The sequence below is a fragment of the Gemmatimonadaceae bacterium genome (genome assembly GCA_036504815.1).
Lineage (GTDB): Bacteria > Gemmatimonadota > Gemmatimonadetes > Gemmatimonadales > Gemmatimonadaceae > PNKL01.
Genome location: DASXUN010000021.1, coordinates 398,935 through 416,052 on the forward strand (window position 1 = coordinate 398,935; position 17,118 = coordinate 416,052).

Annotated in this window: 8 protein-coding genes; 5 read left to right on the forward strand and 3 right to left on the reverse strand. The window is 67.1% G+C overall.

The genetic code is table 11. From position 1 onward, the window contains the following. The 3 genes from VGJ96_11400 to VGJ96_11410 all read left to right on the forward strand — a co-directional run bounded on the left by VGJ96_11400 (position 1) and on the right by VGJ96_11410 (position 4,977). Complete coding sequence (locus VGJ96_11400) at positions 1-1,356, forward strand: DEAD/DEAH box helicase (protein ID HEY3287710.1); 1,356 nt, start codon at positions 1-3, stop codon at positions 1,354-1,356. Beyond that, complete coding sequence (locus VGJ96_11405) at positions 1,340-2,260, forward strand: glutamate--tRNA ligase family protein (GenBank protein HEY3287711.1); 921 nt, start codon at positions 1,340-1,342, stop codon at positions 2,258-2,260. The genes VGJ96_11400 and VGJ96_11405 overlap by 17 nt, the downstream gene beginning before the upstream one ends. 80 nt (positions 2,261-2,340) lie before the next feature. Then, positions 2,341-4,977: an amidohydrolase family protein gene (locus tag VGJ96_11410; GenBank protein HEY3287712.1), complete on the forward strand. Its 2,637-nt coding sequence runs from the start codon at positions 2,341-2,343 to the stop codon at positions 4,975-4,977. 22 nt (positions 4,978-4,999) lie between these two features. Here VGJ96_11410 and VGJ96_11415 read toward each other — a convergent pair whose 3' ends face one another. Beyond that, positions 5,000-6,544 carry a peptidylprolyl isomerase gene (locus VGJ96_11415; GenBank protein ID HEY3287713.1) on the reverse strand — a complete coding sequence of 515 codons (1,545 nt, stop codon included), beginning with the start codon at positions 6,542-6,544 and terminating at the stop codon, positions 5,000-5,002. 155 nt (positions 6,545-6,699) lie between these two features. On the opposite strand from VGJ96_11415, the gene VGJ96_11420 reads away from it, so the two are divergent. Together VGJ96_11420 and VGJ96_11425 are read left to right on the forward strand one after the other, a co-directional pair. Further along, positions 6,700-9,411, forward strand: a complete 2,712-nt coding sequence (locus VGJ96_11420; GenBank protein HEY3287714.1) for a prolyl oligopeptidase family serine peptidase — start codon at positions 6,700-6,702, stop codon at positions 9,409-9,411. A 347-nt stretch (positions 9,412-9,758) separates the two neighbouring features. Then, positions 9,759-12,551 carry a pitrilysin family protein gene (locus tag VGJ96_11425; GenBank protein HEY3287715.1) on the forward strand — a complete coding sequence of 931 codons (2,793 nt, stop codon included), beginning with the start codon at positions 9,759-9,761 and terminating at the stop codon, positions 12,549-12,551. Between the two features lie 189 nt (positions 12,552-12,740). Here VGJ96_11425 and VGJ96_11430 read toward each other — a convergent pair whose 3' ends face one another. Together VGJ96_11430 and VGJ96_11435 are read right to left on the reverse strand one after the other, a co-directional pair. Continuing rightward, complete coding sequence (locus VGJ96_11430; protein ID HEY3287716.1) at positions 12,741-15,782, reverse strand: fused MFS/spermidine synthase; 3,042 nt, start codon at positions 15,780-15,782, stop codon at positions 12,741-12,743. Positions 15,783-15,809: 27 nt separating this feature from the next. Further along, entirely contained in the window at positions 15,810-16,991 is a 1,182-nt protein-coding gene (locus VGJ96_11435; protein ID HEY3287717.1) for a DUF1343 domain-containing protein, read from the reverse strand. Positions 16,992-17,118: the final 127 nt, after the last annotated feature.

Consider the following 17,118-nt stretch of genomic DNA (forward strand, 5'->3'; position numbering starts at 1 on the left):
GTGGCCTTTGCCTCACTGAAGTTGCATGCCTCCCTCCAGCGGGGGCTCAAGGAACTGGGCTTCACCCGCCCGACGCCCATCCAGGTGGATGCCATCCCGCCCGCGCTCGAGGGGCGCGACCTGCTCGCCTGCGCGCAGACGGGGAGCGGCAAGACGCTGGCTTTCCTGTTGCCCATCCTGAACCACCTGATGGACAAGAAGCGCGGCGTCACGCGGGCGCTGGTGATCACGCCGACACGCGAACTCGCGGCGCAGATCGTCGAGGACATGAACGAGGTGGCGGTGCACACGCCGCTCACGTCGGCCGCCGTATACGGCGGCGTGGGAATGGGGCCGCAGGAACATGCCTTCCGCATCGGCGTGGACGTGCTGGTCGCCTGCCCGGGACGCCTGCTCGACCACTTCCGCCAGCCGTACGCGAAGCTCGAGCATCTCGAATACCTGATCCTCGATGAAGCGGACCGGATGCTCGACATGGGCTTCCTGCCCGACATCAAGCGCGTGCTCAAGCACCTGCCGCCGCGCAAGCAGACGCTCTTCTTCAGCGCCACCATGCCGGGTCCCATCGCGGCCCTGGCGCACGAACTGCTCAGGAACCCCGCGACCATCAATCTCGAGCGCAAGTCGGCGCCGGCCACGGGAATCACGCAGGCGGTGTATCCGGTGGCGCAGGAGCTGAAGGGCGAACTGCTGGTGAAGCTCCTCGCGGGCGGCGCCATGAAGGAAGCGCTGGTCTTCACGCGCACCAAGCACCGGGCGAACCGCCTGGCCGAGTTCCTGTCGAAGCGCGGCATCAACACCGAACGCATTCACGGCAACCGGTCGCAGGCGCAGCGCACCAAGGCGCTCGATGGGTTCAAGGACGGGACGTACCGCGTGCTGGTGGCCACCGACATCGCGGCGCGCGGTATCGACGTGGAAGCGCTGGGGCACGTGGTGAACTTCGATGTCCCCAACGTCCCCGAGGATTACATCCATCGCGTGGGACGCACGGCGCGGGCTGAACTCACCGGCGAGGCGTACACCTTCGTGGCGCCGGACGAGGAAGAGGAACTGCGCGCCATCGAGAAGGCGATCAGCCGCCGCCTGCCGCGCGTGACGGTGCCGGACTTCGACTACAAGGCGAGGCCGGCGGCCAAGCTCGAGATTCCGCTGGCCGAACGCATTGCGGCGATTCGCGCGAAGAAGTCGGAGGACCGCGCGCGTGCGGCGGCCAAGCTGGCTCGGCAACAGGGCGGACCGGTGAACCCGGCGGCGCGAAGCGACTCGCGCGCGGAGTCGGGCGGCGGGCGGGGACGGAAGCCGTTCCGCGGCGGACGTGGACGCAGCGGGCCGTCGCGTGGGTCGCATTCTTGATGCGTTGAACCTGGCCCCGGGGTGGCGGACGCGTTTCGCGCCCGCTCCGACGGGCTACCTGCACCTCGGCCATGTGGTCAACGCCATCTATGTGTGGGGGATGGCGCGCGCGCACGATGGACGCGTCGTCCTGCGCATCGAGGATCACGACCGCTCACGCTGCCGCGCGGAGTACGAGCAGGCGTTGCTCGACGATCTCGAGTGGCTGGGCTTCGTGCCGGATGAGGGCGCCATCGCGGACTTTCGCGCGGGGGCGAACCCGCTGCGCCAGAGCGACAGCGCGTGGCGATACGCGGCAGCCATCACCGCGCTCGAACTTCGCGACCTCGTGTATCCGTGCCGCTGCTCACGCGGCGACATTGCGCGGCTCGTGGAAGACCGACCCAACGAGGAGATGCGGTATCCCGGCACCTGCCGCGATGCGGGGCTGTCACCCGCGCAGTTTCCGCAGCGACGCGTGAGACTGGGCCCCGAGCGCGAGCGGTTCTTCGACCTGTTGCGCGGCCCGCAGGAGCAGGTGCCGGCGGAACAGTGCGGCGACGTCCTCGTGCGCGACCGACTGGGCCAATGGACCTACCAGTTCGCGGTCACGGTGGACGATCTCGATCAACACATCGACCTGGTGATCCGCGGCGAAGACCTGCTTGACTCCACCGGACGTCAGCGTAGCTTGGCGCGACTGCTCGGGCGGCGGCGTCCGCTGCATTTCATGCACCATTCGCTGGTGCGGCATCCAGACGGCGCCAAGCTGAGCAAGTCGGCCGGCGACACGGGCGTGCGCGAACTGCGCGCGGCGGGGGCGCAGGCGACCGAGGTGATTGGACGCGCGGCGCAACTCGCGGGACTGCAGGCGGCGGATGCGCCCTGCGGCGCGCACGAGGTGCGGAAGTTCTTCGTCTCGTAGCCGACGCCACACGCCGGTTGCTTCTAGTCAGCACCAACCGGACACGCGTAAGTTGGAGCAGCCTTTTTCCCGGGTCTCCGATGCGCCGTATCGCCCTGCTTGCGCTCCTCGCCGCCACCGCGGCCTGCTCGCCTTCCGCTCCGTCCTCGCGCGCCACGCCGGTTGCGGCCGCGGTCATCTACCCCGGCGCCGACTGGGAGCGCGTCAGCGATCCTAGCGCCGTCGGCTGGTCACGCGAGCGCCTCGACAGCGTGCGTGCCACGCTGAGCCACATGGCGACGACGGCGATGATCGTCACCGAACACGGCCGCGTCGTCTTCGAGTACGGCGACCTCACCAGGCAGAGCTACCTGGCCTCGGTGCGGAAGAGCGTGCTCTCGATGCTCTACGGCATCGAGATCGCGCGCGGCAAGGTAGACACGTCCAAGACGCTTGCGCAGCTCGGCATTGACGACCTCGGCGGGCTGTTGCCGAGCGAGAAGGAAGCGACGGTACAGGACCTGCTGAGCGCGCGCTCGGGGGTTTACCACCCCGCGTCGAACGCCGGGGACAACCTGGCCGACGCGCCGCCGCGCGGGTCGCAGAAGCACGGCACGTACCAGCTGTACAGCAACTGGGACTTCAACGCGGTCGGCGCCATCTTCGAGCAGCAGACGGGCCGCAACATCTACGACGCCGTCGAAGCGGAGATCGCGCGTCCCATCGGCATGCAGGACTGGCGCCGTGACCTGCAGCAGAAGTCGGGCGACACGACGGCCTCCAAGTATCAAGCGTATCACATGTATTTCTCCACGCGCGACATGGCGCGCATCGGCTACCTGATGCTCCGCAACGGCGCGTGGAACGGAAAGCAGATCGTCCCCGCCGACTGGGTGCAGAAGAGCACGAGCGCCATCACGCCCGTGAACCAGATGCACCCGTCGGCCACGCGCCGCGGCCGTTTCGGCTACGGTTATTTGTGGTGGCCGTTCGACGGCGACTGGAACACGGGGCCGTATGAAGGCGCCTACTCGGGGATCGGCGCCGTGGGACAGTACATCACGGTCATTCCGAAACTCGACATCGTCATCGCGCACAAGACGGAACCGCGCGCCGGGAGCCCCGGGGTGCAGCATCCGCAATTCTGGGCGCTGGTGGACCAGGTCGTTGCCGCGCGCACCGGCGCGCTTCCACAGCCGAAGAAGTCGACCATTCCGCCGTACGATGTGATCGTGACGAATGGCACGGTGATTGACGGCACGGGTGCGCCCGGCGTGAAGGCCGACGTCGCCATTCTCGGGCGGCATATCATGCGCGTTGCACCGAACCTCAACCCGACTGACGCCGAGCGTGTGATTGACGCCACGGGACTGATTGTCGCGCCCGGGTTCATCGACATGCACGTGCATCTCGAACCGCTGATGCAGCTGCCGGGCGCCGAGAGCCATGTGCGCCAGGGCGTCACGCTCGCCCTCGGCGGCCCCGACGGCGGCGGCCCGTGGCCGCTTGGCACCTACATGGACTCGGCCGACCGCGCCGGGCTCGGCATCAACGTCGCGTACCTGACCGGACATAACATCATCCGCGAAACGGTGATGGGGACGGAGAACCGCGCCCCCACGCCCGCCGAACTCGCGCGGATGAAGAGCATGGTGGCGCAGGCGATGAACGAAGGCGCCTTCGGCATCAGCACCGGCCTGCGCTACATCCCCGGCTACTACTCGAACGTGGATGAGGTGATTGCCCTCTCCGAGGAGGCGGCGAAACGCGGCGGCATTTACACGTCGCACTTGCGCGAGGAAGGGGTGGGTCTGCTCGACGGTGTCGCCGAGGCACTTGAGATCGGACGGCGCGCGAAGATCCCGGTGATGCTCACGCACCACAAGGCCATCGGCCGCCAGGCATGGGGGAAGAGCGTCATCACGCTCGCGATGGTGGATTCAGCGCGAAAGGCCGGCACCGACGTGATGATTGACCAGTACCCGTTCACCGCGTCGTTCACGTCACTCAGCGTGCTGATCCCACCCTGGGCGCTGGCCGGCGGCAACGTCGAACTGCGCAAGCGGCTCGACAATCCCGTGCTGAGGGACAGCATCACCAAGGGAATGATCGACCTGCTGCTCAACGATCGCGGCGGCGGCGACATCAGCCGGGTGCAGTTCGCGATCGTCGCGTGGGACAAGTCGCTGCAGGGGAAGACGCTCTCCGACTGGGCCATCCAGCGCGGTCTCAAGCCGACGCCGGAGAATGCGGTGCCGCTCATCCTGGAAGGCGTGCTGAAGGGCGGGGCGGGAATGGTGTATCACGTCATCGAGGAAGCGGACGTGAAGCGCATCATGGCGCACCCGATGACGATGATTGCCAGCGACGGACGCCTGACCAAGCTCGGCGAAGGGGTGCCGCACCCGCGCAATTACGGCACCTTCCCGCGCGTGCTGGGCAAGTACGTGCGCGAGGACCACGTGCTCACGCTCGAGCAGGCCATCAACAAGATGACCGCGATGCCGGCGGCGCGGCTCAACCTGCGCGACCGCGGGTGCCTGCGCGCCGGATGCGTGGCCGATGTGACAATCTTCGACGCGTCCACCGTGCGCGACATGGGGACGTTCACCGATCCGCACCACTACCCCGTGGGGATTCCCTGGGTGCTCGTGAATGGTGAACCCGTGATTGCGAACAACGTCTTCACCTCAGCGCGCCCAGGGCGCGTCATCCGGCGGCCGGTCGGTCGGCAGTAGAGCGCTGGAGTCCGGGTGATCCCTACGGACTCTTCACGACTTCAATCCGCTCGATCTTGTCTCCCTCGAGCACGTTGTCCGCGACCTCGATTCCCTCGACGATCTCGCCGAAGATGGTGTAATCTCTGCCGAGCCGCAGGTTGTCCTTGAGGTTCACGAACCACTGCGAATCACCGGTGTCGTGGCCGCGCGTGCTCATTCCGACCGTGCCGCGCACATGAGGCACCGTGCCCAGCTCGTCGCGAATGAACAGCGGATGGCCCACGTATTCGTTGTCACCGGCGCTCGGTCCCTGAATGACGAAGTCCGGTTCCACGCGGTGCCAGGCGCGGCCGTTGTAGTAGCCCGTCTGCGCGAGTTGCAGCACGCACGCGGCCATGATGGGCGCCACGTCGCCGCGCAGCCGCACCACGAACGCGCCGCCGCCGCCCTGCTCGGCCATCACCACGCGCAGGCGGACGTCGGCGCCAAGGGCAAGGCGCACGGCGTGATCGGGCACGGTGCCCAGGAACGGCGTGCACTTGGCCTTCCCGGGGGTGCCGAGCTTCGTGGCGATGGCCGAGGCGGCGTTGGCTACCTCGCAGTCGAAGTCGGTGGAGAGCTCACGCACGGCCGGCAGCACGGATGCATCCGCCACCTCGGCGAGGCGGGCCAGCACTTCAAGGCGAGCGTCGCGGGAGGTCTCACTGTAGTCGGCGCGCAACTGGTATGACGCCTGCACGAGCGCGCGTCGCAGGGCGGGCGTGGCCGGTGCGCCCTTCAGGGCCATCGCCGCCGCGCGCACCGCCTGGTATCCCTTGGCGTCCAGTGCCGCTATAAAGAGCGAATCGTCGACGTGTGCGGTGAGCCGTGACAGCCCGGCCATCGCCGCTTCCTTGACGTTGTCGTTGTCGTCGCGGGCAAGGGTCCGCAACGACTGCGTATCGGCCAGTACCGACGCGGCCCGGGCGACATACACGCGCACCCAGGGCAGCGCGGTATGCTGGATCAAACCCGGGAGCGCCAGCTGTATCGCATCGGGTGACAGCTTTGCGAGTGCGACGATGCCATGCGCCGCCGGTTGCCACGCCGCGCCATCGCGCGTGCGAGACGATGTGTTGGAGGTGGCCATCCATTGGCGCAGCGTCGCGATCACTGCCGAATCACCCCGACAGGCCGGGGCGGCGAGGTCAGCCGCCCGCAGCCGCACGTGCCACAATTCATCCGCCAGCGCCGTGCGCACGGCGGCACAGTCCACTTTCTTGGGATCCAGCGCCCGATACCGCAGGCGCCAGGCGGGTTCCGCGTACTTGGGCGGGGCCGGGAGCGCCGGCCCCAGCGAATCACGCGCCGCAAACCGTGGCTCACGCATGCGAGCAAGCGCGCGCCGGGCAATCAGCGAGACGCGCGCATCCGCGCTCCTGGCTCCCATCGCGAGTGCGCGATCCGTGGAGTCGCGCCGGTCCTCGGCCGCGAGGATGCGCCGAGTGAGGACGGTATCCGGCTCCGATGCCGGACTCTGTGCGGCAAGTGGAGCAGCGAGCACGGCGGCACAGAGGCTCGCGGTGCGCAAGGCGGGCTGTCTCATGGCAGCCAATCGACGCCACTCTCGTGGACGCCGCAAGGGGACTGTTGGTTGATGCCCAGCGAACCCCTCACCGAACGCGTATCAATTGGATGGCAACGCCCCGGGGTGCGATCCTCGCGCCGCCGGGCCAATCGGGACCTCAACACCAGAACCCCGTGCCCACTCGCTCTCTTCTCGTCCGCGTCGGCCGCCTGGCGGCGCTCGTTCTCCTCCTCGTCTCGCCGGCGTTCGCGCAGCAGGCCGCCGACGGCAACGCGAATGCCAGGCTCACGGCCATTCGCGAGACGCTCGCCAAGGAAGGGTACATCGAGCCCGCGACGGAGATCGCCAAGCTCATCACCGCGCCGCGGCATCAGGTCGTGTCGCTCTCGAACCTGAGCCCCGACCGGAAGTACTTCCTGCGCGAACAGACCGACGGCCTGCCGAGCGTGCAGGCGTACGGCAAGCCGCACGTCTATTACGCCGGCCTGCAGGTGGACACCAAGGCGAACCGCGCCCGCGCGCTGACCGCCCGCGGCGCCATCGCGCTTCAACTCATCGACGCGCGCACCGGAAGCACGATCAACTTCGAGGCGCCAAAGGGAGCGACCATCACTGCTCCCGCCTGGTCGCCCGACAGCAGGAAGGTCGCGTACATCGCCAACTTCGATGCCGCGTCACACGTCTTCGTCGCCGACATCGCGACCGGCAAGTCGGTGCAGGTCACCAAGACGCCGCTCCTCGCCACACTCGTGACCTCGGTGGACTGGACGGCCGACGGCAAGAGCTTGGTTGCCGTGCTCATCCCCGAGCCGCGCAAGGAGATGCCGAAGAAGCCAGACATCGCCACCGGCCCGCAGGTGCGCCTCTGGACCGACGGCACCAAGGCCGCTGAGCGCAACTATGCGTCGCTGATGGAGGAGCCGTGGGAGTTCGACCAGTTCGAATACTTTGTCACCGGCCAGCTCGCGGTGATCGACCTGGCGAAGAAGACGGTGAAGAAGGTCGGCACGCCGACGATGATTTCGTCGGTGGACGCTTCGCCCGACGGAAAGTACTTCCGCCTCTCGATCACGCAGAAGCCGTTCTCGTACGTGACGCAGTATTCGTCGTTCGGCAGCGCCGATGTGGTGTGGGATGCCGAGGGGAAGCAGATCGCGCAGATCTCCAAGCGTGATGTCCGCCTGGCGAACGACACCACCGGTGGCCCGGGTGGCTTTGGCGGTCGCGGCGCGGCGGGGAGCAAGAAGGGACTCGCCTGGATGCCGCAGGGCGATGGGTTCTACTACATCGCACAGGACTCGGCGGCGCGCAGCGACAGCACGCGTCCCGCGGATGGTCCGCCGGCCGCTGGCGCGGGTGCCGCCGGTGCCCGCGGCGGCGCGCCCGCCGCACGTCCGGAAAAGGTGGTGCAGTGGCTGCCACCGTTCGGCGACAAGGACATCAAGGTCATCTACCAGTACACGGCGGCGATTGCGACCGCTGTCTTCTCGGACGATGCGCAGACGCTCTTCGTCGCGACCAACAACAATGGCACGGGTGAGATCTTTGCGGTCAAGTTGAGCGATCCGACCAAGCGCATGAGCATCGTGCGCCAGCGCGGCTGGACGCCCGCCTTCGCCGGCGGCGCGCGCGCGGCGGGCTTTGCAGGCGGTGGCGGACGCGGCGGGGCCGACACGCTGTCGTTCTACACCAATCCTGGGTCGATGCTCACCAAGCGCGGCACCAACGGCGGGGAAGTCGCCGTGGTGAGCGCCGCCGGCGAGGTCTTCCTGAAGGGAACGCAGTACTCGCGCGACTTTCTGGCCAACCCGCCCAGGGACTTCCTCGACAAGGTCGAGATGGCAACCGGAAAGAAGACGCGCGTTTTCGAGGGGGCGGCCAAGGATGTTGTCGAGTCGCTGGGCTCGCTGCTCGATGACGACGGCGCCTTTGCCATCGTGACGCGCGAGTCGCCGACGCAGGTGCCGAACAGTTTCCTCAAGGATCTCAAGGGTGGCACGGTCACCCAGTTGACCAAGAACGTGGATCCGGCCCCCGAGTTCACCGCCTTCCAGCGCAAGCGGATCGTGGTCACCCGCGCCGACGGCATCAAGTTCGTGGTGAACGTCACGCTGCCGGCCAACTACACGGCCGGCACGCGCCTCCCCGGGATGTTCTGGTTCTATCCATACGAGTACACCGATCAGGGCGGCTACGACCGTTCGATCCGCACGGAGAATGCGAGCCGCTTCCCCACGTCGGGGCCGCGCACGATCGAGTTCCTCGCGGCGCAGGGTTACGCGGTGGCGAACTTCAACCCGCCCATCATTGGTGAGGCGGGGCGCATGAATGACAACTACGTGTCGGACCTGCGCATGAACCTGTACGCCGTCATCGACGAACTCGACCGGCAGGCGATCATCGACCGCACTCGGCTCGGACTTGGCGGGCACAGCTACGGCGCGTTCAGCACGGTGAACGCGATGGTGCAGACGCCGTTCTTCAAGGCCGGCATTGCCGGCGACGGCATGTACAACCGCACGCTGACGCCGAACGGCTTCCAGAGCGAACGGCGCGACCTGTGGAACGGCCAGCGCACGTATCTCGAGATGTCGCCGATGCTGAATGTCGACAAGCTCCAGGGCGCCCTGCTGATGTATCACTCCATCGAAGACCAGAACGTCGGCACCGATCCCATCAGCTCCATCCGCCTGATGCAGGCGCTGCGCGCCAACGGCAAGGTGGCGTCGCTGTTCATGTATCCGTACGAGGACCACGGCCCGGTGACCAGGGAGACGCTCCTCGACCAGTGGGCGCGCTGGACCAACTGGCTCGATCTCTACGTGAAGAACGACGGCATGTCGCTCGCCAGGAAGAAGCCCGCCGCGCCGGCAACACAGCCGTAGCCGACGCTAAACTTCTTCCGGAGACGCTGGGCTTTTTCACCACGGAGGCACGGAGAACGACCTGAGGGCCACGGAGGAACTACAACTTCTTGGGCAACAACGCGTGCCACGCAGAGTCTTGCGTGGCGCGCTGTCTTTACCTCCAGTTGTGGCAGTTCTCCGTGGCCCTCGCTTCTCCTCCGTGCCTCCGTGGTGAAGAAACCCTCCGAAAGCACCCAATGCCAGCCATGGAACCGCACCCCACCCGCTTCCGTAGAGGATCCGCGCCTGCCACAATTTCAGCATCCGTGCACGCCCCCAGCGGTCCGCCGCGCGCGCGCCGTTCCTATCATCTCCCAGAGGTACGCATGACCCGCACTCTCGCCCGCCGCGCCGCGCGGTCGGTGACCGCCCTCGCCCTGCTCCTCGCGCTTCCGGTCCTGGCCGTGGCCCAGCTGCCGGCCGGCATCACGAAAGGCGCGACCGTCGAGGGGATCACCGAATACAACCTCGCCAACGGCCTCAAGGTCCTGCTCTTTCCCGATGCCTCCAAGCCCACGACGACGGTGAACATCACCTACCTCGTCGGGTCGCGGCACGAAGGGTACGGCGAAACGGGGATGGCGCACCTGCTCGAGCACCTCGCCTTCAAGGGGACACCCAGGCACTCGAACATCCCCCAGGAACTGACCGAGCACGGCGCGCGCCCGAACGGCACCACCTGGTACGACCGCACGAACTACTTCGAGACGGTCCCGGCCACCGACAGCAACCTCGTCTGGGCGCTCGACCTCGAAGCCGACCGCATGGTCAACTCGTACATCGCCAGGAAGGACCTGGAGAGCGAGTTCACGGTCGTGCGCAACGAGTTCGAGATGGGCGAGAACGACCCGCTCAGCATCCTGATGGAACGCGCAATGTCGACGGCCTACCTGTGGCACAACTACGGGAAGAGCACCATCGGCGCGCGGGCCGACATCGAGAATGTCCCCATCGAGCGGCTCAAGGCCTTCTACCAGAAGTATTACCAGCCCGACAACGCCGTGCTGATCGTGGCGGGGAAGTTCGACGTTAACCGCACGCTGGGGCTCATCGCCGAGAAGTTCGGCGCCATTCCCCGGCCGCTCCGGTCGCTCGACCGCGGCAACATGATCTTCCCGACGTACACGGCGGAGCCGACGCAGGACGGTGAGCGCTCGGTCACCCTGCGTCGCGTCGGCGACGTGCAGGCCACGATGGCGCTCTATCACATTCCGGGCGGCACCGACAAGGACTATCCCGCGGTCGACGTCCTCACCCAGATCCTCGGCGACCAGCCCTCCGGCCGTCTGTACAAGGCGCTCGTGGAGAAGAAACTCGCCGCCGACGTCGGCTCGATGAGCTTCCAGTTCAAGGAGCCCGGCATCTTCCTCGCGTATGCCAACGTCCGGCAGGCGCAGTCGCTCGACAGTGCAAGCAACGCGCTGCTCGCGACGCTCGACGGCGTGACGTCCACGCCGCCCACCAAGGAAGAGGTCGAGCGCGCCAAGACCGCCCTGCTGAAGCAGATTGATCTGACGCTCAACAATTCCGAACGGGTGGGCCTCGGCCTTTCCGAATGGGCCTCGATGGGTGACTGGCGCATGCAGTTCGTGCACCGCGACCGTTTGAAGGCGGTCACGCCGGAAGACGTGCAGCGCGTGGCCAGGTCGTACTTCAAGCCCGACAATCGCACCGTCGGTCGCTTTATCCCGACGCCCAAGCCCGATCGTGCCGACATCCATTGGGTGACGACCGACGAGATTGTCGCCGCAACCAAGGACTACAAGGGGAATGTCGCGCTCGCCGAGGGCGAGGTCTTCGATCCGTCCACGACCAACATCGAGAAGCGCACGACGCGCGCTGCCCTGCCGAACGGCTTCAAGCTCGCGCTGCTTCCCAAGCAGACGCGCGGCAACACCGTGAATGCCCAGCTCAACCTGCGCTTCGGCGACGAGAAGTCGCTCGCCGGGCGAACCACCGCGTCGCAACTGATGGGCTCGATGCTCGACAAGGGGACGAAGAGCAAGTCGCGCCAGCAGATCAAGGACGAGTTCGACAAGCTGAAGGCGCGCGTCCTCATCGGCAGCGCGGGGAACAACATCTCCGTCCGGATCGAGACCACGCGCCCCAACCTGCTTCCGACGCTGCGGCTGGTCGCCGAGGTGCTCAAGGAGCCGGCGTTCGACGCCAACGAATTTGAGTTGCTGCGCACGGAAAACCTGGCGGGCCTCGAGCAGAACAAGTCGGAACCCATGTTCCTGGCCTCCGTCGCCCTCCAGCGCGCTGTCAACCCGTGGCCGAAGAACCATCCGCTCTACGTCGGCACGGTGGACGAACAGATTGCCGAACTGAAGGCGCTGAAGCTGGAGGACGTCAAGAAGGTCTACACCGAGTTGGTGGGTGCTTCGTACGGCGACCTCGCCATGGCTGGTGACTTCGACCGCGACTCGGTGACCGCCGTGATGAAGGATCTCTTCGGCGGCTGGAAGAATCCCAAGCCGTTTGCGCGGATGAAGCGCAAGGCGTTCGATGTGCCGGCCAAGACCGAGCAGATCGAGACGCCCGACAAGGCCAACGCCCTCTGGCTGAGCGGCCTCAACCTGGCCGTACGCGACGACCAGCCGGAGTACCCCAGCCTGGTGCTTGGCGACTACATCCTCGGCGGCGGCTTCCTCAACTCGCGTCTTGCCGTGCGCATCCGCCAGAAGGACGGCCTCAGCTACGGCGTGGGCTCGGCGTTCGGCGCGCAGGCGCTCGACAGCGCCGCCATCCTGCAGACGTACGCCATCTACAACCCGGAGAACGTGGTCCGCCTCGAGAGCGCGTTCGGCGAGGAGATCGGTCGCTGGGTGAAGGACGGCGTGACGGCCGACGAACTCGAGAAGGCCAAGCAGGCCTGGCTGCAGGGACGCCAGCAGTCGCGGGCGCGCGACGCCGAGCTGGTGAATCGGCTGTCGCAACAGACGTTCCAGCAGCGCACCATGGCCTTCGACCAGACCGTCGAGGACAAGGTGGCCAAGCTCTCGGTGGACGAGGTGAACGCCACCATCAAGAAATACGTGAACCCGGCGAAGTTCGTGATCATCAAGGCCGGCGACTTCAAGGGCAAGCCGCCCAAGCCGATGCCAGTCAAGCCTTAGTGTGCTTGCGGCTTGGCTTTTTCACCACGGAGGCACGGAGGAAAGGCTGAGGGCCACGGAGGACTGCACAACTGGGGTAAAGACAGCGCGCCACGCAATGTTCTGCGTGGCGCGCTGCCTTTACCCCCAGAGTTTGCAGTTCCTCCGTGGCCCTCAAGCAGTTCTCCGTGCCTCCGTGGTGAAAAAACCCTAATGGCTCACCGAACCACCCGCTCGCCGTCGTGCGACGAGTGCCTGCAGCACCTGCACCCGGAGGTCGTCCTTCTCCAGCACGCTGAACGGGTCGAGCGAATCGAAGACCTTGCGCGCCGTCACGCGGTCGCCGGTCTGCACCAGGGCCACCACTCCGGCGGGGCGAAGAATGTCCACCGGAATCCACGTGTGCCCGGCCACGCGCGACTTGAGTTGTGGCGTCAGCTCCGTCACCACTGTCGGCCAATCGTACGTGCCGACCGCGCGCATGAAGCGCCAGGCCGAGTGCGCCGCCGCCGGCGCCTGCCAGCGCGTCATGTACCGTTCGACGTCGGCGTAGTAGGCGGAGTCGATGACGCCGCTCATCCCGCCGTGGAGGTCGCGCTCCACCTCGAGCGTCATCCGGAACCAGGTGAACCAGTCCTTCGGCGCGCGCGGCACCGCCATCACGTCGCGCAGGATATCGCGGCGCGACAGCGCCTGCCGGTACTCCCGCTCGCGGGCCGTGGAGTCCGTGGCCGGGAGCGGAACGTCGGCGCGCAGCCGCGTCCCCAACGCGCGCATCGTGCTCCGCGGCAGCGCGAGTCCCGCGTCAATCTCGGTGCCAAACCCGATGCGCCGCCCCTCGAGCGCGGCAAAGATATCGAAGCGATCACCCGACACATCCATCAGTCCCATGGCCGCGATCTTCCGGAACCGCGTCCGCTCCGCTCCGAGATCGAGCACGGGGCGGAAATCGGAGTTCATCAGCGTCCCGGACCGCACGATGGGCGCCAGCGACGCGTCGGTCGCCACCAGTGCGCCATCGAGCGCCTCGGGCGTGATCGGCCAGAAACGCGTCAGGTCGTGGGCGACGTCCGGGTACTGAAAGACCGACCAGTCCGGGGCGGGCAGCGCCGCGTCAGGCGACGCGACGATCAGGATATCCACGTCGTTCGTCAGGTAGACGCGATACGACGCGAAATTGCGGTGCACGGCGCGCACCACGCTCAACACGAGCGCGTCGTCAATCTCATACAGGTGCAGCCACTGTCCAAAGACGCCGTGCGGCGCCAGGTACTGCCTGGCGCGGTGATAGAACTCATCCGTGAAAAGTCCGCTGACACCGCTGACCCACGGATTGGACGGCTCCGACAGGATGAAGTCGTACTGGCGGTGCGCCGACGCGAAGACCGAGCGGGCATCGTCGTACACGAAGTGCGAACGCTTGTCGTCGAAGACGCGCCGGTTCACCGGGTAGAACATTCGCGACCCGCGCACCATCTCGGGTTCAATGTCGATGGTCGTCAGCCGCTTGAGGTACGGACTGCCGAGCAGGAAGTGCGACGACATCCCCGACCCCTGCCCGATGACCGCCCCCTCGGCGGCGCGCGGCACATGCGCGAGCACGATCAGCGGCAGCAACAGCTGCGTGCTCTCGTCGCCTTCGATGGCGCGCACGCGGTGCGCCGTGGAGTCGAACCAGACCGCCGAGACCGACGCATCCGGCTTGCCGTTCGTGGCCAGGGCGTACTCGTTCTTCCCCGGTGTCTTGCGCACGCTCACCGTGGCGGTGCGGCCATCCTTGTAGAAGATGACATGCTTGGTGATGTGATCCACCTTGCCATACCGGTATACGCCGCTGGTAAGCACTTCGCGCGTGAACGGGGCATTGAGGGTGGAGCCAAGCACCACGAAAACCGTGGCGCCCGCCAGGGCGAAGGCGAACCGGCGGGACTCGTGCGATGTCCGGCCGGCGAGCCACATCAGCCAGACGCCGAGCACCATGTCAATGGCCGCGCCCGACACGAGCAGCGCCTTGAGCCCGATCAGCGGCATCAGCACGAGGGCGGCGAGCGCGGCGCCAATGATGCTGCCAAGGGTGTTGATGCTGTACACGGCGCCAATGGCGCGTTCACCGGCGCCCGCGGTGAGCAGCATGCGCGTGATCAACGGGAGCGTGATCCCCGCGCAGAAGGTCGCCGGGAGCATCACCGCGAGGCAGAAGGCATACCGCACCAGCGAGAAGGCGCGATACCCTTCGTCGGTCTTGGCGAGCGCCTGAATGAGCGAGGCCATCCAGTCGAAGCTCATCATGTAGACCGACAGCGTGGCCACCGCGAGCGCGCCCATCACCCACTGCGTCACGGCCAGCGCGCGCATCGGATCGCGGAAGAAGTCGGCGCGCCGGCGCACCCAGAGCGCGCCGAGGGCAAGCCCGAGGATGAACGCCGAGAGCATCAGCTCGAACGAATGCGTGGCGCTCCCCAGCACCAGCGAGAGCATGCGAATCCAGGCGATCTCGTAGATGAACGACGAAACCGCCGTGCCGGCGGCGACGAAGATCAGCGTGCGCCACAGCGCGACCGGCACGGCCGCGGATGGCGTCGCGGGCCCGGCGTCCACCGGCGCGTCGGTCTCTTGCTGCCGCAGCTGCACCGTCGCAATGACCATCGCGGCCACGATCACGTTGAGGATCGCGGCGGTGCGCAGCGTCCCGGGGAGCCCGAACGCCGCGATCAGCGCGAAGCCGGCCAGCAGCACGCCCGCGGCCGCGCCGAAGGAGTTGGCGAAGTAGAGGTTGGCGAGCACCTTGCCGCTTCCCGTCTTGCCGTCGGGTGACGAGGCGCGCAGGAAGCCGGCGCTCATCAGCGGGAAGGTGGTGCCCAGCAGCATCGATTGCGGGAGGATCAGCACCGCCGCAACGATCCACTTGACGACGATCAGCGCGCCGCCGCCCGGCAGGGCGGGGAAGAGCGTGTCGTAGCAGAAGGCGGTGACGGCGCCGAAGACGGCGTGAAAGCCGAAGCCAATGACACCGCAGGCGGCTTCGGCGCGCGCGTACCACATCAACGGCGAGGTGATCGACTGCGACCGGCGTGCGATCCACGCGGCGCCGGCGGACATGCCGCCGAGGAAGATCACCAGGACGATCGTCTGGGCGTAGGCGCTATGCCCGACGAAGAGCCCCAGGTAGCGACTCCAGATGGACTCGTAGATGAGACCCGCCGCCCCCGAAAGCACGAACGCGACGGTGAGGAGAATCTGCAGCACGTTCATGGTTCGGGAAAATAGCGAACAATCGGTTCAGCTGTAGAGCAGCTTGGGCACCACTCGCTCGGCCCAGTCTCCGGTGTCGGTCCACGATCGCACCAGCTCGGCGTCGATGTCCTGCGGCGCCGCATCGAAGTGGCGACGAATGTCCTTGCGACCGACGAGCCGTTCAAAATGCTGGTCGCCGCTCGGGTTGGCGGCGGTGGGATAGCGCGCCCACTGAAAACGCAGCCGGTGCGTGGTCACGATGGCCGCCATCAGCAGGAAGCCCAACGCCACCGGGCGCAGCGCGAGGGGGGACGTCACCGTGATGCCCACGCCGCGACATTCCTCACCGGTGTACGGTCCGCTGGCCGGGACGAACGTCACCTCGCGGAACTCGGCCCCCTTGGGAATGCGGCGCGAGAGCTCGGCGAGCACCGCGTTCACGTTGAGCCACGGCGCCCCCACGTGCTGGAACGGCACGTCCGTGCCGCGGGCGACGCTGAGGTTCGTCGCCTCGAACAGGCACGTGCCCGCGTAGACCTGAGCGCTCTCGAAGGTCGGCATGGCCGGCGACGTCGGCACCCACGGCAGCCCGAGATCGGGCCACCGCATGGCGCGGCGCCACCCCTCGCACGTGAAGACGTCCAGCCGCACGCCGGCAAAATGCTCGCGCTGCCAGAGCATGGCGAGTTCGCCATTGGTGAGCTGGTGCCGGATTGGAATCGCATCCTCGCCGATGAACGACCGGCAGGCCGACTCGAGCACGGGCCCCTCGGCGCAATGCAGGTCACCACCCAGCGGATTCGGCCGGTCGAGGACGATGAGCGGCACCAGCGCCTCGGTGCACGCCGCCATCATGTGGTAGAGCGTCCAGGTGTACGTGTAGAAGCGCGCCCCCACGTCAGGGATGTCGAAGAGCACGACGTCGAGATCGCGCAGCATCGCCAGGTCGGGAGACAATCGTTCGCCGTAGAGCGACACCACCGGCACGCCGGTGAGCGGATCGGTGCCGTCCATCACCCGCGCCCCGTCGGGAGCGGTGCCGCCCAGCCCGTGCTCGGGGCCGAAGAGGCGCACGATCGGCACGCCCGCCTCGACGAGCGCGACGCGCGAGTGCTTGCCGGTGTCGCCCGCCAGACGGGCGGCGTTGTTGGTGACGAGTCCCACCCGCTTGGCGCCGCCGAGCAGGTGCGGGTCAGCAATCAGGCGGTCAACGCCAAAGCGAATCATGGGCCAGAATTTCGCCGCCGATGCACGGTCGCGAAAGCTCTGGAGGCACGCAGGTCTTCTTCACTACGCTGGACTCTTCCACCACGGAGGCACGGAGAACAGCCGGAGGGCCACGGAGGAACTACAA